The organism is Phaeobacter gallaeciensis DSM 26640 (assembly GCF_000511385.1).
Taxonomy (GTDB): Bacteria; Pseudomonadota; Alphaproteobacteria; order Rhodobacterales; family Rhodobacteraceae; genus Phaeobacter; species Phaeobacter gallaeciensis.
Map to the genome: position 1 here is coordinate 2690704 of NC_023137.1, position 17107 is coordinate 2707810.

Annotated in this window: 18 protein-coding genes and 1 tRNA gene; 16 read left to right on the forward strand and 3 right to left on the reverse strand. The window is 63.8% G+C overall.

From position 1 onward, the window contains the following. The 3 genes from GAL_RS13080 to cobJ are packed head-to-tail and all read left to right on the forward strand — an operon-like array spanning position 1 to position 2110. Positions 1-630 (forward strand): precorrin-8X methylmutase, encoded by a 630-nt coding sequence (locus tag GAL_RS13080; RefSeq protein ID WP_024098045.1) that lies wholly within the window; start codon positions 1-3, stop codon positions 628-630. 2 nt (positions 631-632) lie between these two features. Then, entirely contained in the window at positions 633-1349 is a 717-nt protein-coding gene (gene cobI, locus GAL_RS13085) for a precorrin-2 C(20)-methyltransferase (protein ID WP_024098046.1), read from the forward strand. Then, on the forward strand, positions 1346-2110 hold the full coding sequence (gene cobJ, locus GAL_RS13090) for a precorrin-3B C(17)-methyltransferase (protein WP_024098047.1): 765 nt from the start codon (positions 1346-1348) through the stop codon (positions 2108-2110). The genes cobI and cobJ overlap by 4 nt, the downstream gene beginning before the upstream one ends. Here cobJ and GAL_RS13095 read toward each other — a convergent pair. Continuing rightward, complete coding sequence (locus GAL_RS13095) at positions 2092-2835, reverse strand: cobalt-precorrin-6A reductase (RefSeq protein ID WP_040104089.1); 744 nt, start codon at positions 2833-2835, stop codon at positions 2092-2094. The two genes, cobJ and GAL_RS13095, sit on opposite strands and share 19 nt — an antisense overlap. On the opposite strand from GAL_RS13095, the gene GAL_RS13100 reads away from it, so the two are divergent. The 6 genes from GAL_RS13100 (at position 2834) to cobF (ending at position 8378) form a co-directional block, all read left to right on the forward strand. Further along, positions 2834-4033, forward strand: a complete 1200-nt coding sequence (locus tag GAL_RS13100; RefSeq protein WP_024098049.1) for a bifunctional cobalt-precorrin-7 (C(5))-methyltransferase/cobalt-precorrin-6B (C(15))-methyltransferase — start codon at positions 2834-2836, stop codon at positions 4031-4033. The genes GAL_RS13095 and GAL_RS13100 overlap by 2 nt on opposite strands. Beyond that, positions 4030-4407, forward strand: coding sequence for a cobalamin biosynthesis protein (locus GAL_RS13105; RefSeq protein WP_024098050.1), 378 nt, complete (start codon positions 4030-4032; stop codon positions 4405-4407). Before GAL_RS13100 ends, GAL_RS13105 begins: the two co-directional genes overlap by 4 nt. Further along, positions 4404-5198 carry a precorrin-4 C(11)-methyltransferase gene (gene cobM, locus GAL_RS13110; RefSeq protein WP_024098051.1) on the forward strand — a complete coding sequence of 265 codons (795 nt, stop codon included), beginning with the start codon at positions 4404-4406 and terminating at the stop codon, positions 5196-5198. The genes GAL_RS13105 and cobM overlap by 4 nt, the downstream gene beginning before the upstream one ends. Positions 5199-5202: 4 nt before the next feature. Next, entirely contained in the window at positions 5203-6522 is a 1320-nt protein-coding gene (locus GAL_RS13115) for a cobyrinate a,c-diamide synthase (protein WP_040104168.1), read from the forward strand. Continuing rightward, the gene (gene cobA / locus GAL_RS13120) at positions 6519-7283 is read left to right on the forward strand and encodes a uroporphyrinogen-III C-methyltransferase (RefSeq protein WP_024098053.1); all 765 of its coding nucleotides are present in this window, start codon (positions 6519-6521) and stop codon (positions 7281-7283) included. The genes GAL_RS13115 and cobA overlap by 4 nt, the downstream gene beginning before the upstream one ends. Before the next feature lie 327 nt (positions 7284-7610). After that, the gene (gene cobF, locus GAL_RS13125) at positions 7611-8378 is read left to right on the forward strand and encodes a precorrin-6A synthase (deacetylating) (RefSeq protein WP_024098054.1); all 768 of its coding nucleotides are present in this window, start codon (positions 7611-7613) and stop codon (positions 8376-8378) included. 128 nt (positions 8379-8506) lie between these two features. Here the strand turns inward: cobF and GAL_RS13130 are convergent. Then, positions 8507-8596: transfer RNA gene (locus tag GAL_RS13130), tRNA-Ser, on the reverse strand. 330 nt (positions 8597-8926) lie between these two features. Between GAL_RS13130 and GAL_RS13135 the strand changes: the two genes are divergently transcribed. The 7 genes from GAL_RS13135 to GAL_RS13165 are packed head-to-tail and all read left to right on the forward strand — an operon-like array spanning position 8927 to position 15533. Beyond that, on the forward strand, positions 8927-9856 hold the full coding sequence (locus tag GAL_RS13135) for an SPOR domain-containing protein (RefSeq protein ID WP_024098055.1): 930 nt from the start codon (positions 8927-8929) through the stop codon (positions 9854-9856). Between the two features lie 52 nt (positions 9857-9908). Next, complete coding sequence (locus GAL_RS13140; protein WP_040104090.1) at positions 9909-11099, forward strand: D-alanyl-D-alanine carboxypeptidase family protein; 1191 nt, start codon at positions 9909-9911, stop codon at positions 11097-11099. Beyond that, the gene (gene tmk, locus GAL_RS13145) at positions 11096-11776 is read left to right on the forward strand and encodes a dTMP kinase (protein WP_024098057.1); all 681 of its coding nucleotides are present in this window, start codon (positions 11096-11098) and stop codon (positions 11774-11776) included. Before GAL_RS13140 ends, tmk begins: the two co-directional genes overlap by 4 nt. Further along, entirely contained in the window at positions 11773-12894 is a 1122-nt protein-coding gene (locus GAL_RS13150) for a DNA polymerase III subunit delta' (protein WP_024098058.1), read from the forward strand. The genes tmk and GAL_RS13150 overlap by 4 nt, the downstream gene beginning before the upstream one ends. 41 nt (positions 12895-12935) lie before the next feature. After that, on the forward strand, positions 12936-13757 hold the full coding sequence (locus GAL_RS13155) for a TatD family hydrolase (RefSeq protein WP_024098059.1): 822 nt from the start codon (positions 12936-12938) through the stop codon (positions 13755-13757). Next, complete coding sequence (locus GAL_RS13160) at positions 13757-14554, forward strand: MBL fold metallo-hydrolase (protein WP_024098060.1); 798 nt, start codon at positions 13757-13759, stop codon at positions 14552-14554. The genes GAL_RS13155 and GAL_RS13160 overlap by 1 nt, the downstream gene beginning before the upstream one ends. A gap of 46 nt (positions 14555-14600) precedes the next feature. Then, complete coding sequence (locus GAL_RS13165; protein WP_024098061.1) at positions 14601-15533, forward strand: AEC family transporter; 933 nt, start codon at positions 14601-14603, stop codon at positions 15531-15533. 55 nt (positions 15534-15588) lie between these two features. Here GAL_RS13165 and GAL_RS13170 read toward each other — a convergent pair whose 3' ends face one another. Then, positions 15589-17106, reverse strand: a complete 1518-nt coding sequence (locus GAL_RS13170; protein ID WP_024098062.1) for a tripartite tricarboxylate transporter permease — start codon at positions 17104-17106, stop codon at positions 15589-15591. Position 17107 lies beyond the last annotated feature (1 nt).

Below are 17107 nucleotides of genomic sequence, written 5' to 3' on the forward strand. Positions count from 1 at the left end.
ATGCTCCACACCTATGAAACCAACGGCGCTGCGATCTACGCCGAAAGCTTTGCCACCATCCGCCGCGAGGCTGATCTGGCGCGCTTCAACAAGGACGAGGAAAGCGTCGTTGTCCGCATGATCCACGCCGCCGGCATGGTGGGGCTGGAAGAGCACGTGCGGTTTTCCGAGGGCATGGCCGAGACCGCCCGCGCGGCGCTGGCCAAGGGCGCGCCAATCCTCTGTGATGCCTATATGGTCAGCGAAGGCATCACCCGCCCGCGTTTGCCCGCAAACAACGAGGTGATCTGCACTCTGCGCGACCCAAAGGTGCCGGGGATGGCCAAGGAGATGTCCAACACGCGCTCTGCTGCGGCCCTCGAACTGTGGCGCCTGAAACTGGAGGGCGCCGTGGTCGCCATCGGCAACGCCCCCACCGCGCTGTTCCACCTGCTGAACATGCTGAAAGACCCTGATTGCCCCCGCCCCGCCGCGATCATCGGCTGCCCGGTGGGGTTTGTCGGCGCGATGGAATCCAAGGACGCGCTGATGGAGGACCTGCCGGTTCCCTCAATGATCGTCAAAGGGCGTTTGGGTGGCTCCGCCATCACCGTCGCGGCGGTGAACGCGCTGGCGAGCTGGAAAGAGTAACCATGGGTACAGTCTTCTGCGCAGGGCTTGGCCCCGGTGATCCTGACCTGATGAGCGTCCGGTCGCACCGGCTGATCTCAAACGCGCGCCACATCGCCTATTTCCGCAAGGTCGGCCGCAAAGGTCAGGCCCGCGCGATAGTGGACGGGATGCTGACCGAGGGCGTCACCGAGCACGCGATGGAATACCCGGTCACCACCGAGATCCATTTCTCGGACCCCGAGTACAACCGGATGCTGGCGGCGTTCTACGACCAATGGGCCGACACTCTGGCCGAGATCGCGCAGGACGAGGATGTGGTGGTACTCTGCGAGGGCGACCCGTTCCTTTATGGGTCTTACATGCATCTCTATACCCGCCTGCAGGGCCGTGCCGAACAGGAGATCATTCCCGGCATCACCGGCATGTCCGGCTGCTGGACCGCCTCCGGCCAGCCGATCACTTGGGGGGACGATGTGCTGACCGTGGCGATGGCCACCCTCAGCGAGGATGAGCTGGCCAAACGCGCCGCCGAGACGGACGCGCTGGTGGTGATGAAGATCGGCCGCAACCTGCCCAAGCTACGCCGTGCGCTGGAGCGTGCGGGCCGCGCCGATGACGCCTGGCTGGTCGAGCGCGGCACCATGCCCGGCCAGACCGTGCAGAAGCTGTCGGAGATCACGGGCGAGGTGCCCTATTTCTCCATCGTATTGGTTCACGGACAGGGGCGCCGACCATGAGCATCGCGGTAAATGGCTGGGTGGTGATTGCCGGTCTTGGCCCCGGCAATGAGGCGCTGGTGACCCAGGAGGTGCGTGACGCCATTGATGAGGCCACGGATATCGTTGGCTATATCCCCTATGTGAAGCGCATCGCGCCGCGCGAGGGCCTGACCCTGCACGCCACTGACAACCGGGTCGAAGTGGACCGCGCCACCCATGCGCTGGAAATGGCCGCCACGGGCAAGCGGGTTGTTGTGGTGTCCTCCGGCGATCCGGGGGTCTTCGCCATGGCCTCCGCCGTGTTTGAGGCGCTGGAAAACAGCGTTGAAAGCCACCCCGAGTGGCTGGATCTGGATATCAAAGTGCTGCCCGGCATCACCGCGATGCTGGCCGCTGCTGCGGCCACCGGCGCGCCCTTGGGGCATGACTTTGCCGCCATCAACCTCAGCGACAACCTGAAACCCTGGAGCCTGATCGAAAAGCGCCTGCAGCTGGTGGGTGAGGCCGGACTGGCGATGGCGTTCTACAACCCGCGCTCCAAGTCGCGGCCGCATCAGTTCGCCCGCGCGCTGGAGATCCTGCGCGACGCTTGCGGACAGGATACGCTGATCACCTTTGCCCGCGACGTGACCAAGCCGGGACAGGAGCTGCTGACCGTGCCACTGAAGGACGCAACGCCTGAGATGGCCGACATGCGCACCGTGGTGATTGTCGGCAACCGCGACACCCGCCGGATTGGCAGCTACGTCTACACCCCCCGTTACGCTGCCGAAGGATGAGCAATCCAGGCCATAACCTCTGCCACGCTGCCCATGACGGGCCGTTCGGGCACCTGCGGCCTGCCGATCATGATGACCGGCAGACTGAGGGTGCGCGCGGCAGTGAGTTTGGCCGCAGCACCCGCGCCGCCGGCGTTTTTAGCAACCACATGAGTGATGCCATGGCGCCGCATCAGCGCGGTATCGCCCGCCGCATCAAACGGCCCGCGGGCAATCTCGACCGTGGTGTGCGGCAGCGGCAAGGGGGCCTCCGGCGCGTCCACCAGCCGCAGCAGGTAGTGGTGCTGGGGTTTGGCTGCAAATTGGGTCAGGTTCTGTTTGCCAATCGCCAGAAACACGCGGGCGGGGGTATCCGGCAGCGCATCCACGGCCCCGTCAACACTGTCTGTGTGAACCCAAGTGTCGCCCTCGCCGGCCTGCCAGGCCGGGCGCTCAAAGGCGCAGAGGGGCACGCCTGCTGCCTCGCAGGCCTGAACCGTGTTGGTACTCATTTGCGCGGCGAAGGGATGGGTGGCATCGACGACATGGGTTATGTTTTCGGCTTGCAGATAGGCCGCCAGCCCGTCCACGCCGCCAAAGCCGCCAACACGGGTCGGCAAGGGCTGGCTGACCGGTTTAGCGGTGCGGCCCGCGTAGGAAAACACCGCATCCCTGCCCGCCTCGGCCAGGGTTCTGGCCAGTGTCGAGGCCTCGGTGGTGCCGCCCAGAAGGAGGATGCGTGTCATGTCTGATGGCCTCTCAAAACCCTGGCTGAAAATCATAGGTCTGGGCGAAAATGGACTGGAAGGCCTGAGTGATGCAAGCCGGAAGGCGCTGGCGGAGGCTGAGATAATCTTTGGCGGCCCGCGGCATCTGGAACTGGCGGGTGCGGGCAGCAAGGGCCAGCCCTGGCCAGTGCCGTTTTCCATCGAACCCGTGCTGGAGAAGAGAGGCCGCAACGTCGCTGTTCTGGCCTCCGGCGATCCGTTCTGGCATGGCGCCGGCGGCTCCTTGGCGCGGCATCTTGAGGCGGGCGAGTGGGTCTCTTACCCGGTCCCGTCGACCTTTGCGCTGGCGGCCAACCATCTGGCGTGGAAGTTGGAAGAGGTGCTGTGCCTTGGCCTGCACGCAGCGCCCTATGCGCGGCTGCGGCCCTTGCTGGGGAACGGCAGCCGCGTGATCTGCACCATGCGCGACGGTGAAGCCCCGGCAGAGCTAGCGGCATGGCTGACCGCTGAAGGGTTCGGAGCGTCAAAGCTCACCGTGATGGAATGCCTAGGTGGGCCGCGGCAGCGGGTGCGCCCTGCCATTGCCGAAGGGTTCGGGCTACAGGATATTCAGGCCCCCGTCGCCGTGGCGATTGAGGCCGCAGGCCACAAGGGCCTGCCTCAGGCGTCAGGGCTGGCGGATGCGCATTTTGCCAGCGACGGGCAGATCACCAAGCGGCCTATCCGCGCGTTGACCCTGTCGGCCCTAGCACCGCGCACAGGCGAGCTGTTGTGGGACATCGGCGGCGGCTCCGGCTCGGTCTCGGTCGAATGGTGTCTGGCGGCACGGGGCGCGCGGGCGATCACCTTTGAACCGCGCGAAGAGCGGTTGGAGAACATCCGCGCCAATGCTGCCGCGTTCGGGTTGGACCATCGGATGAAACCCGTGCTGGGCAAAGCTCCGGATGTGCTGGACGGATTTGAAAAGCCTGACTGCGTGTTCATCGGCGGCGGCGGCTCGCAAGAACTGCTGGACCATCTGTGGAACATCCTGCCCGAAGGCACCCGCCTCGTAGCCAATGGTGTGACGCTGGAAACCGAAACCCTGCTGATGCAGGCCCATGCGGCGCGCGGCGGCCATCTGCTGAAAGCGGAGATCGCCGAGGCTGGCCCCTTGGGATCCATGCGTGACTGGCAGCGGGCGCGGCCGGTTATCCAATGGAGCGTCACCCGATGAAAGTGGCCGGGATCGGATTTCGCGAGGCTGCAACAGCAGCGGATTTAGCGGCGGCGCTGGCGTTGTGCGATCAGAGCGTGGATGCCATCGCCTCCATCGCTGCAAAGGCCCATACCCCTGCCATGCAGGACTTTGCGCGCAGCATCGGCCTGCCTGTGATTGCCTTGCAGGAACAGGATATTGCCGGGGAGCAGACATTGACCTGCTCGCCAAGGATCAAGGCGCGGTTCGCCACCGGCTCGCTGGCGGAAGCCGCGGCGCTGGCGGGCGCGCGCCATGGGGTGGCGGGCGCCAAAGCGCGTCTTCTCGCCCCGAGAGTTGTCACCGCGGATGGGCTTGCCACCGCGGCCATAGCAGAAAGACTTGAGCCATGACCGTTCACTTCATTGGCGCCGGACCGGGCGCTGCCGACCTTCTGACCCTGCGCGGGCGCGATATCATCGCGTCCTGCCCGGTGTGCCTTTACGCCGGTTCGCTGGTGCCGAAGGAGATCCTGAGCCATTGCCCGGCAGACGCGAAGATCGTGAACACCGCAGCGATGGACCTGGAGGCCATCGTGGCCGAGATCAAGTCCGCGCATGAAGCTGGTCACGATGTCGCGCGGCTGCATTCCGGCGATCTGTCGGTGTGGTCGGCGATGGGCGAACAGTTGCGCCGACTAAAGGCCGAGGGCATCCCGGTATCCGTCACCCCCGGTGTGCCGTCCTTTGCTGCCGCCGCTGCCGCGCTTGGCACAGAGCTGACCCTGCCGGGTCTGGGCCAGTCGGTGGTGCTGACCCGCACGCCGGGACGCGCGTCGTCGATGCCGGAAGGTGAATCGCTGGAGAACTTTGCCAAAACCGGCTCCACGCTGGCCATTCACCTGTCGATCGGCAACCTAGACCATGTGGTGGACAGCCTGACTCCGCATTACGGCGCGGACTGCCCGGTGGCCGTGGTCTACCGCGCCAGCTGGCCGGATCAGCAGATCATCCGCGCCACCCTGGAGACACTCAAGGACTCGCTGGATGAAAAGATCTCCCGCACCGCGCTGATCCTGGTGGGGCCGGTGCTGAAGGGCGAGGGCTTTGACGAAAGCTGCCTCTATTCCACCGACTACGACCGCCGCTACCGGCCGCAAAGCGCCGACAGCCCGTGGTCGAGCTGGAGCCATGGGGACGATTGATCTGATGACAAACATGAACCCTCCCGGACTGATGATCTCGGCGCCCTCCTCGGGTACCGGCAAGACAACCGTGATGCTCGGCCTTTTGCGGGCGCTGGCAGAGGATGGGCTGACCGTCCAACCTTATAAGAGCGGGCCGGATTATATCGACCCGGCGTTCCATCTGGCGGCTGCCAAACGACCCAGCTTCAACCTCGATACCTGGGCGATGGACGCGGGCCTCTTGGATGCGGTCACAGCACAATCGGCAGGTGCAGAAATCTGCATCGGCGAAGGCTCCATGGGGCTTTATGACGGTGTGGCCACGCGCGGGCAGTCTGGCTTTGGTTCCTCTGCCGAGACCGCCAAACGCATGGGCTGGCCGGTGGTGCTGGTGGTCGATGTGGGCGGACAGGCGCAATCGGCGGCGGCCACGGCGCTGGGGTTCAAGAACTATGACACCGATGTGCCTTTTGCCGGCGTCATCCTGAACCGGGTTGCCAGCCCGCGCCATGAACGGCTGACGCGATTGGGCATGGAAAAGGCCGGGATCAAGGTGCTGGGTTCCCTGCCCCGGCGTGGTGATCTGGCGCTGCCGGAGCGGCATCTGGGCCTCATTCAGGCAGTTGAGCACCCCGATCTGGAAGCCGCCATCGCAGGCTATGCATCCTTCCTGCGTGAGCATGTGAATCTGGAGGCAATCAAATCGGCGGCACTGTCGGGGGCGGCCCCTGCGCCTGCCAGCCTGCCAACTCCGCCTGCCCAGCGGATTGCGCTGGCGCGCGATGCGGCGTTTTCCTTTACCTATCCGCATCTGCTGACCGGCTGGCGCGCGGCGGGCGCAGAAATCCTGCCGTTCTCGCCGCTGGCCGATGAGGCCCCCGCGGCAGATGCCGATCTGGTCTGGTTGCCCGGTGGCTATCCTGAGCTGCACGGCGGCACGCTGGCCGCAGCAGAGACCTTCCGTGCGGGCATCCGCAAACATGCCGAGACCAAACCGGTGCATGGCGAATGCGGCGGCTACATGGCCCTGGGCGAGGCCCTGATCGACAAGGCGGGCACCCGCCACCAGATGCTGGGGCTTCTGGGTCTTGTGACCTCTTACGAGAAGCGCAAATTCCACCTCGGCTACCGCCGGGCCGTGCTGCAAGCCGGGATGCCGGGATTTGGCGCGGGCACCGCCCTGCGCGGGCATGAGTTCCATTACTCCACCATTCTGGAAGAACCCGACGCGCCGCTGGCACATGTCATGGACGCCGACGGCAATCCGGTGCCGGAGACCGGCTCGATTAAGGGGCATGTGACCGGCACCTTCTTCCACCTGATCACGGGAGAACAGGCATGAGCGGCTTTGTCTCCTTTGTCTCCTCCGGCCCCGGCGACCCGGAGCTGCTGACGGTCAAGGCCGTCAAACGGCTGGAGGCGGCGGATGCAGTGCTGTTTGACGATCTGTCCTCCGGCCCGATCCTGAGCCATGCCCGCGCCGATGCGGATCTGGTGGGCGTCGGCAAACGCGCCGGCCGCCCCTCACCCAAGCAGGACCATGTGAGCCAGCTGCTGGTTGACTACGCCCAGAGTGGCCAGCATGTGGTCCGGCTGAAATCAGGGGATTCCGGTGTCTTCGGCCGGCTGGAGGAAGAAATCACCGCTTTGCGACAGGCGGGCATCGGGTTTGAGATCGTGCCCGGTGTTACGGCGGCGTCAGCAGCGGCGGCGGCGGCGAATATCCCGCTGACCCGGCGGCTAACCGCGCGGCGGTTGCAGTTCATCACCGGCCATGACGTCACCGGCGGGCTGCCCGATCAATTGAACCTCGCTGCGCTGGCGGATCCGGATGCGACGACCGTGGTCTATATGGGAAAGCGAACCTTTGCCTCACTGGCGGAAAAGCTGCTGGACGCGGGATTGCCACCCCAAACCCATGCGCTGATTGCACTGGGGGTTTCTACGCCGGAGCAATCCTTGCATTGCCATACAGTTGGCGAGCTGCCGGAGGTGCTGCGCGCGATGGAAACCACCGCACCGGTGCTGATCCTCTATGGCCCGCTTGCCGATCAGCCTGCGGATCCGGCTCATGCCGGGTTGGATGCCCCCGAGAACAGCTGACCTTCACCGGTCGGAGGCAGTGATACGCGCCCGATCCTCTGCTGATCTCTGCTGGTGCCGCGCCCGTGGATATGTGCCAGGCTTTCACGCTGCTGCCGACCTTCCCGGAGGAAGCCTCTGAAGTGCATTTCATTCCGGGCTTCACGCTGTCTCTGATCCCGGATGCGGTGCCTGCGGTTTCTTTCCGGCAGCGGCCAAGACGATCTGTGGCGTCCACTGCTGCGCGTGGGCGACACTGCAACTTTACGACACCGCCTGATCCTTGGCACATGACTGAACCGGCACGGCCCCACCTTAGACGCCGTGTTTTCATTTGAAAGGCCCGCAATGATTGAGCTTACCCTGATTGGTATCGGCACCGGCAACCCGCAGCATCTGACCTTGCAAGCGGTAGAGGCGCTGAATGCGCAGGATCTGATCCTGATCCCCAACAAGGGCGCGGGCAAGGACGATCTGGCAGGGCTGCGCCAAGCAATCTGCGCCGCAGCGATCCGCGAGGGCGGCCCGGACCACCCCGCGCCCCGTATCGTGGAATTTGACCTGCCGGTGCGGGATGAGGCGACGCAGGATTATCGTCAGCGGGTCGATGACTGGCATGACGCCATTGCCGAGATCTGGTGGCAAACCATCACCACCCATCTGCCCGAAGGTGGCAAGATCGGCTTTCTGGTCTGGGGGGATCCGTCGCTCTATGACAGCACGATGCGCATTGCTGACCGGCTCAAGAGGCGGGCCGAGATTGCCCTACGCGTCATTCCCGGCATCACCTCCATTCAGGCGCTGACAGCCGCCCATGCGATTCCGGTCAATACCATCAATGGCCCCTTCACCATTACCACCGGGCGGCAGCTGCGTGATGCGGGCTGGCCGGAGGGGACCGAGACGCTGGTGGTGATGCTGGATGGCGCCTGTTCGTTCCGCTCGCTTGATCCCGCAGGCCTTCAGATCTGGTGGAGCGCCTACGCCGGAATGGAAAATGAGATTTCGATCTCAGGTCCGTTGGGAGAGGTCAGCGATCAGATCATCGAAACCCGCGCCAACGCCCGCGCGGATCATGGCTGGATCATGGATATCTATCTACTACGGCGGGACTGACAGCCGCCGCACGCCTGTGCGGCCCATGACATGAGACAACAGCGGAAACGATCCATAAAAAGACCGCAAGAGATGGGTCGACGAGACACGTTGTCAGGAGTGGCAACCAGCGCTCGAGGCGGCTGGAGTGGCGGGGAGACAGGGATTCGAACCCTGGGAACGCTCTCACGTTCAACGGTTTTCAAGACCGCCGCATTCGACCACTCTGCCACCTCCCCGGTCGGCGCAGGGTTTAGGCGCTGGTTGCCCGTCTGGCAAGAGGGAATTGCATCCTATCCTGTTTCGCGGTGCCCGCCGCCTGTCCCGGATACCCTGCGCCGGGTGCTGACTGTGACGGGCTGGCACAGGGATCCGCAATCGCCGAAAACTTGCCGAGCGCGCTGTGGCAGGGTTTCCTTGCGTTGGCGTGGCGGCTATGCTGCGCCCATCATAAGGGCGCCGGAACAACCGGTACAGGAACAGCTGACGCCGAAGCAATCGGCACGGAGCGCAGGACAGCGCGCATAAGAAGGCGCAAAGCGCCGTCAGATACGGGCAAGGAAGCACACATGGTTCACGCTATGTCGACACGCAAACACAGCGCCAAAGGCCAAGGGTCTTCGCGCCGGGGCCGACGGCTTGCGGCGGCCTTGGCCGGGCTAATGATCCTCGGCGCCTGCGAAGAGGGCCCCGGGTTGGCCTTCCTCAAACCAAAGCCACAGGAAGACGGCGCCGTGACCCCCTCCAGCAGTACCCGACTGGTCGAACGCGAGGTGGAGGCACCGGAGGTGTTTCAGGTGACCGAAGCGGGTCTTTGGGATGGGCGTCCGTCGCTGGGCGGCGTTTGGGTCGCGCATCCGGATGCCGAAGATCCCGAACAGGTGATCATCCGCAATCAGGCCAATGGCAAATTTGTGATCGGTGCGCTGTTCCGGCGTGAGCGGGAAATTCCCGGTCCCCGGCTGCAGGTGTCCTCGGATGCGTCCGAAGCTCTGGGCATGTTGGCGGGCGCACCGGTTGAACTGAATGTAACCGCGCTGCGCAGCGAAAAAGTTGCCGACCCGGAACAACCTGCGGACGTCACCCTTGAGGATGCGGATGTTGCCCTTGCCGATGGCGGCGATATCGACACACAACCGCTGGACCCGATCGCTGGTGCTGCGGCAGCCATCGACGCGGCGGCCCCGACCGCTGTTGCGCCTGCGCAATCGACCACAGCGGCGGCAACCTCTGCGGCGACCAGGGCGGCTGCAGCCAGCTCGCCCCTGACCAAACCCTATATCCAGATCGGTATTTTCAGTGTTGAGGCCAATGCCAAACGCACCGCCGATCAGATGCGCAATGCCGGGCTTATGCCCTCAGTCCTGTCCCAGTCCAGCAACGGCAAACCGTTCTGGCGGGTGCTGGTCGGGCCTGCCCAATCGAAATCCGAACGCAGTCAGCTGCTGAAGAGCGTCAAGGGCGTCGGCTTCTCCGATGCCTATGCGGTCACCAATTGACCTCGCTTGTGCGGCTCTGCCTGACGTGACCAACCGGAAAGACGATCTCGTTATGACCTTTCTCCCCTCTCCGCTTCGCTCTGCTTTGAAACTCACCTGTGCGGCTGGCCTGTTGGTCAGCCTCTCAGCGCTGTCGGCTGCGGCCTTTGATACCCGCGCCCGCGCCGCCTATGTGCTGGATCAGGAGACCGATACAGTGCTGCTGGCCAAGAACGCCGATCTCGCGCTGCCGCCTGCGTCGATGTCGAAGCTGATGACGCTTTACGTGGCGTTTGAGGCGATCCGCGATGGTCGCCTGACACTGGATGAGCGGCTGCCCGTCAGCCAGCATGCCATGAGCTACAAAGGCTCGACCATGTTCCTCAACACCCAGGATCGGGTCCGGGTGGAGGATCTCTTGCGCGGGATTATCGTGCTGTCGGGCAATGACGCCTGCGTGGTGTTGGCCGAAGCGCTGAGCCCGGATGGTACCGAGGCGGGTTTTGCCCGCTACATGACCAAGCGGGCGCAGGAGATGGGGATGGAGAACTCCACCTTCGCCAATTCCAATGGCTGGCCCGCCGCCGGACACCGTATGTCGGTGGAGGATCTGGCGATCCTTGCTGAAAAGCTGATCGAGGATTTCCCGCAGTATTATCCGCTGTTTGCCGAGCGGGAGTTTGAATTTGACGGCCGCGCGCCCTCCAATGTGCGCAACCGCAACCCGCTGCTGGGTCTCGGTATTGGCGCGGATGGTCTGAAGACCGGCCATACCTCGGAGGCGGGCTATGGTCTGGTCGGCTCCGCAGCACAGGGCGACCGGCGGGTGATTTTCGTGATCACCGGTCTGGACAGCACCACCGCCCGCGCAGAGGAGGCTGAGGCCCTGGTTAACTGGTCGTTTCGCCAATTTGCCAAAAAAACGGTGGCTAAAGCGGGTGTTCCGGTCGCGGAAGCCGAGGTCTGGCGCGGGGCAGAGGCAACCGTAGGGCTGGTACCAGCGGAGGATCTGACCGTGTTGCTGCCCGCCCTTGCCGGTCGTGAAATCACTGGCGAGGTGGTCTATACAGGGCCGATTGATGCGCCCATCGAGAAAGGCCAGAAATTGGCAGAACTGGTGCTGCAACCAGATGAGTTGCCGGAGGTGCGTCTGCCGCTGGTGGCGGAGAAGGACATTCCGACCGGTGGCTTCCCGGTGCGGGTGAAGACCGCTGCCGAAGTGCTGGTGAAACGTTTCCTCAGCGGCCCTGAGGCCAGCCAGTGATAGCGGCCAAAACCGGCGTCGCAGTGGACGCCTCCCCTGGCCTGTTCGTGACCTTTGAGGGCATCGACGGTTCTGGCAAATCAACACAATGTCGCCTGCTGGCGGAGGCCTTGCAGGCGCAGGGGTTAGAGGTTGTTCTGACCCGCGAACCCGGCGGTTCAGATGGCGCGGAGGAAATCCGCCGTCTGGTGCTGGAGGGGGACCCCGACCGCTGGTCTGCGGAAACCGAGCTGTTGCTGTTCACCGCCGCGCGGCGCGACCATATGGAACGGCGGATCCTGCCTGCGCTGGCGGCGGGCAAAGTGGTGGTCTGTGACCGCTTTGCCGATAGCACGCGGATGTATCAGGGGCTGTCGCGCGGCGATCTGCGCCAGAGTGTGGATCAGTTGCACAGCCTGATGATCGGCCGTGAACCGGATCTGACCATCCTGATCGACATGGACCCGGCCAAGGGGCTGGCGCGCGCCAAGGGCCGCCAGGGCAGCGAAGAGCGGTTCGAGGATTTCGGTCTGGATCTGCAACAGCAGATGCGCGCCGGGTTTCTCGCATTGGCGGAGGAATTTGCCGACCGGTTTCGCGTGATTGACGGGGACCGCCCGATGGACAGCGTCGCGCGCGATGTGCTGGAGGTTGTCTCCACCGCCCTGCCCGCGTCTGAGGGGGACGCAGGCGCATGAGCAAGGATGAGCCCCCCCTGCGCGCGGATCAGACCGCGGGTGCGCCGCACCCGCGTGAGACGCAGCAGCTGTTCGGACAGGCGCAGGCAGAACAGGATTTCCTGACCGCCTTCAACTCGGACCGGCTGCATCATGGCTGGCTGCTGACCGGACCTCAGGGCGTCGGCAAGGCAACGCTGGCCTGGCGCATTGCGGCGTTTTTGCTATCGCAGCCGCCTGCGGAGGATGCGGGGCTGTTTGGGGCACCACCGCCTGCCACCTCGCTGGATATCGGGATGGATCATCCGGTGATGCACCGCATTCAGGCGCTGGCGGAGCCGGGGCTGGCGTCGATTACCCGCAGCGAGAACGACAAGGGCAAGCTGCGCGACCAGATTGTGGTCGATGACATTCGGGCGCTGAACAAGTTCTTTGGCCTTTCGGCCACAGACGGCGGGCGCCGGGTGGTGATTGTGGATGCCGCAGATGATATGAACACCAGTGCCGCCAATGCGCTGTTGAAGATGCTGGAAGAGCCACCTGCCCGCACAACCCTGCTGCTGGTATCGCATCAACCTTCGCGACTGTTGCCGACGATCCGCTCACGTTGTCGGCTGTTGCGGTTTGCACCGCTGAGCGCTGAGGACATGCAGGCGGCCCTGACGCAGGCAGGCGCTGAGCTGCCAAAGCAAGCTGACCATCTGGCCGCGCTGTCCAATGGCTCGGTCGGGGCGGCGCTGAGGCTGCTGAACCTGGGTGGTTTGCAGGCCTATAGCGATGTGGTGCGGCTGCTGGACAGCCTGCCCCGGCTGGATCGGCAGCGCGCGATGGCGCTGGCGGAACAGGCCGCAGCACGGGGTGGTGCAGAGAAATTTGAGCTGCTGCTCACCCTCATTGATACGGCGCTGGCCCGGCTGGCGCGTACTGGGGCCACGGGAGGCGCACCGCAGCCGGAAGCCGCCCCGCAGGAGGCAGCTGTGCTGTCGCGGCTTTCACCGACGCCGCAAAAGGCGCGTGCCTGGGCGGATCTGGCGGCGCAGGTCACGGCCCGCATGCGCCATGGTCAGGCGGTCAACCTTGACCCCGCAGCACTTGTCCTAGATACGGTTTTCAAGATGCAGGACACTGCGGCGCGCTAATTCGGAGTACCGAGCCCCGCAGGACGCGACAGAGAGCAGAGATGACCGAGAGCCTTTCCCCCACGCCCCCGTCCATTACGGACAGCCATTGCCATCTGGATTTTCCCGATTTCGAAGGCGAATTGGACGCACTGATTGCACGGGCGGCAGAGGCCGGTGTGACCCGTATGGTCACCATCTGCACCAAGCTGCGCAACGAATCCACCGTGCGCGCCATCGCCGAGGCGCATGCGCCAGTGTTCTACGCCGCGGGCACCCACCCGATGAGTGCTGCAGATGAGCCGCTGGTGTCGGTTGATGAACTGGTGGCGCTGGCGCAGCATCCCAAGTTTGTCGGCATTGGCGAGACCGGACTGGACTATCACTATACCGCCGACAGTGCGGAGGTGCAGAAGACTTCTCTCAGAACCCATATTACGGCGGCGCGGGAAACCGGCCTGCCTCTGATCATCCACGCCCGCGCAGCGGATGAGGATATGGCCGCCATCCTGCGCGATGAAATGGCCAAGGGCGCCTATAGCTGTGTGATGCATTGTTTCTCCTCCTCGCCTGAGCTGGCGCGAGCGGCGTTGGATCTGGGATTCTACCTGTCAATGTCGGGCATCGCCGCCTTCCCCAAGAGTCAGGAGTTGCGCGATATCTTTGCCGCCGCCCCGATGGAGCGGATTCTGGTGGAAACCGACGCGCCCTATCTGGCGCCGCCGCCCTATCGCGGCAAACGCAATGAGCCGGCCTATACCGCCCATACCGCCCGCGTGGGTGCCGAGGTGTTTGGTGTGGATTACGCCGATTTTGCCGCACAGACGCAGGCCAATTTTGATCGGTTGTTCTGGAAAGCGGCGCAATATGAGGCCGCCGCCTGATGGGCGTGCTGCGCTTTACCATTCTGGGCTGTGGCTCCTCTGGTGGGGTGCCACGGCTTGGCGGGCATTGGGGGGAGTGCGACCCGGACAATCCCCGCAACCGCCGCCGCCGCTGCTCGCTTCTGGTGGAGCGGGATGGTCCCGATGGAACCACGACAGTGCTGATCGACACCTCCCCCGACATGCGCAGCCAGCTGCTGGACAGCGGCACCGGGCGGCTGGACGGGGTGGTCTACACCCATTCCCACGCCGATCATGTGCATGGTATTGATGATCTGCGGATGATCGTCTTCAACATGCGCGACCGCATTCCGGTCTATGCGGATGGGGATACGCAAAACGCGCTGCTGTCGCGGTTCGGCTATGCCTTTGTGCAGCCCGAAGGCTCCCCCTATCCGCCCATTCTGGACCTGCGCGGTATTGATGGCCCGCTGACAATTTCCGGTCCCGGTGGCGATATCACCCTGCGCCCGTTTGAGGTCAATCACGGCTCCATCGACGCGCTTGGGTTCCGTATTGGCGATGTCGCCTATCTGCCGGATGTGGCCAAGATCCCCGATAGCGCGCTGGCGGAATTGCAGGATCTGGACTGCTGGATCCTTGATGCGCTGCGCCGCAAACCACATCCCACACATCTGTCGCTGGACGAGGCGCTGGAATGGATTGAACGCATGGCGCCGAAGCGCGCGGTATTGACCAACATGCATATTGATCTGGACTACTCGCAGGTCGCTGCAGAGACCCCTGAACATATCGATCCCGCCTATGACGGGATGGTGATCGAATACCCAATCTGAGCCGCCACATCAGGCGCCCACGATCCCGCCCATAGGAAGGCACATCATGTTTCAGAGCCTGATCGATGTCATCCTGCCGGTGTTTCTGGTCATTGGGGCGGGCTATGTCGCCACACGGCGCGGATATTTTCAGGCCGGCCATGTAGATTCGCTGATGAAGTTCACGCAGAGTTTTGCCATCCCCTGCCTGTTGTTTCGCGCCATTGCGACGCTGGATCTGTCAGACAGTTTCGATCCGCGTTTGCTGATCAGTTTCTACACCGGCGCGGCGGCCTGTTTCTGTCTGGGGATGACTGGCGCGCGGCTGATTTTCAAACGCGACTGGGAAGACTGCGTGGCCATTGGCTTTTGCTGTCTGTTCTCGAACTCGGTGCTGCTGGGGCTACCGATCACGGAACGCGCCTATGGTGCCGACAATTTGACCAGCAACTACGCGATCATCGCCTTCCACTCCCCGTTTTGCTACGGGCTGGGGATCACAGTGATGGAGGTTGTGCGCAACAAGGGCGCAGGTGGTATCGCTACGGTGAAGTCGGTTTTCAGCGCGATGTTCAAGAATGTGCTGATCCTCGGCATCGCTCTGGGATTTGTGGTGAACCTCTCGGGCCTGTGGATCCCTCAGGTGGTGGATGAAGCGCTGGCGCTGGTCATTCGCGCGGCGCTGCCGACGGCGCTGTTTGCGCTGGGGGGCGTGCTGGTGCAATACCGCCCTGAAGGCGACCTGCGTGCCATCGGATTTGTCTGCGCGATCTCGCTGATGGTGCATCCGGCGCTGGTCTGGAGCATGGGCAGCGCCTTGAAGGTGCAGCCGGATCTGTTCCGCTCAGCCGTGCTGAACGCGGCGATGGCGCCGGGGTTCAACGCCTATATCTTTGCCAATATGTATGGGCGCGCAAAGCGGGTGGCGGCCTCCTCGGTGCTGATTGCCACGGGGGCCTGTATCCTGACGGTCTGGCTTTGGCTCCTGATCCTGGGCTGAGCCACGCAAAAGGGGCGCCGCAGCGCCCCCCCGTGATCTGTTCCCATGGCGACGATCAATCGCCATCTGCCACCCCACGCTGACGCAGCCGCGCTCGGCGGGCCCGGTAGCTGGGCAGGATCACCAGAACCGCCGCCAAGCCCAAGAGCCCAATGGTCATCGGGCGTTCCATCAGGAAGCCAAGCCCATCATAGAGCTGCATCGAGCGGGAGAAGTTATCCTCCAGCATGGATCCCAGAATGAAGCCGATCAGCAAGGGCGCCAGCGGGTAGTCGGCAAAGCGCAGCACCGTGGCGCAGATCCCCAGGCCGACGAGGATCAGCAGTTCGGTCGCATTGTTCTGGCCGATATAGGCCCCCATCAAGGTGAAGAAGAAGATGAAGGGGATCAGATAGTTGCGCGGCACCGCCAGAACCTTGGCGATATAGGGGATCAGCGGCAGGTTCAGGATCAACAGGATCAGGTTGCCGACATACATTGAGATGATCACCGCCCAGAAGATCTCCGGCTCATCCACCATCAGGCGCGGACCGGGCGAGACATTGAGCGCGATCAGCGCCCCCAGAAGGATTGCCGTGGTACCCGAGCCGGGGATGCCAAGCGTCAGCAATGGCACAAAGGAGCCTGTGCAGGCGGCGTTGTTGGCACTTTCCGGCGCGGCGAGGCCTTTGATGGCGCCCTTGCCGAACTCCTTCTGCTCCTCCTTCGGGGCGATATTGCGCTCCACCGCGTAGCCAAGGAAGGAGGCGATGGTGGCCCCGGCCCCCGGCAGCACACCGATCAGGAAGCCCTGGATCGACTGGCGGCCAATCACCGGCGCGATGGATTTGGCCTCAGCTCTGGTGATGCGCAGATCCTTGATCTCATTGCTGCCGCCTTCGGTCTTGGAGCGACCGGGATCCAGCACCAGATACAGCGCCTCTGGCAGGGCAAACATCGCCATGGCCAAGGTAATGAAGCCAAAGCCAGATTGCAGGTCCATGATGCCCATGGTGAAGCGAGGCATATTGAACAGCGCGCCCTCACCTACCGTGGCCATGATCAGGCCAAGGACGGTCATCAGCAGCGCTTTCACCACCTGACCGGTGCCTGCAAAGGCGGCGATGGCGGAGAGCCCGACGACCATCAGCGCGAAATACTCCGCCGAGTGGAACAGCAGGGCGACGCTGGCCAGTGCCGGGGCAAAGATCATCAGCAGCACCGCACCGATGCTGCCGCCACAGAAGGACGAAATCGCAGCCACGGTCAGCGCCTTGCCCGCCTTGCCCTGTCGCGCCAGCGGATAGCCGTCAAATGACGTCGCCACGGTTGAGGCAACGCCCGGCGCGTTGATCAGGATGGAGGAAGTGGAGCCACCAAAGATGGCACCATAATAGACACCCGCCAGCAGGATCAACGCGGCAGAGGGATCACCGATGGAGATCGCCACCGGGATCATGATGGAAATGATGCTCATCGGGCCGAGACCCGGCAACATGCCGATGAAGGTGCCGATGAGGCAGCCGCCGATCACCATCAGGATGTTACTGAAAGAAAAGGCCGTGCTGAGGCCGATCAGAATACCGTCCAGCATA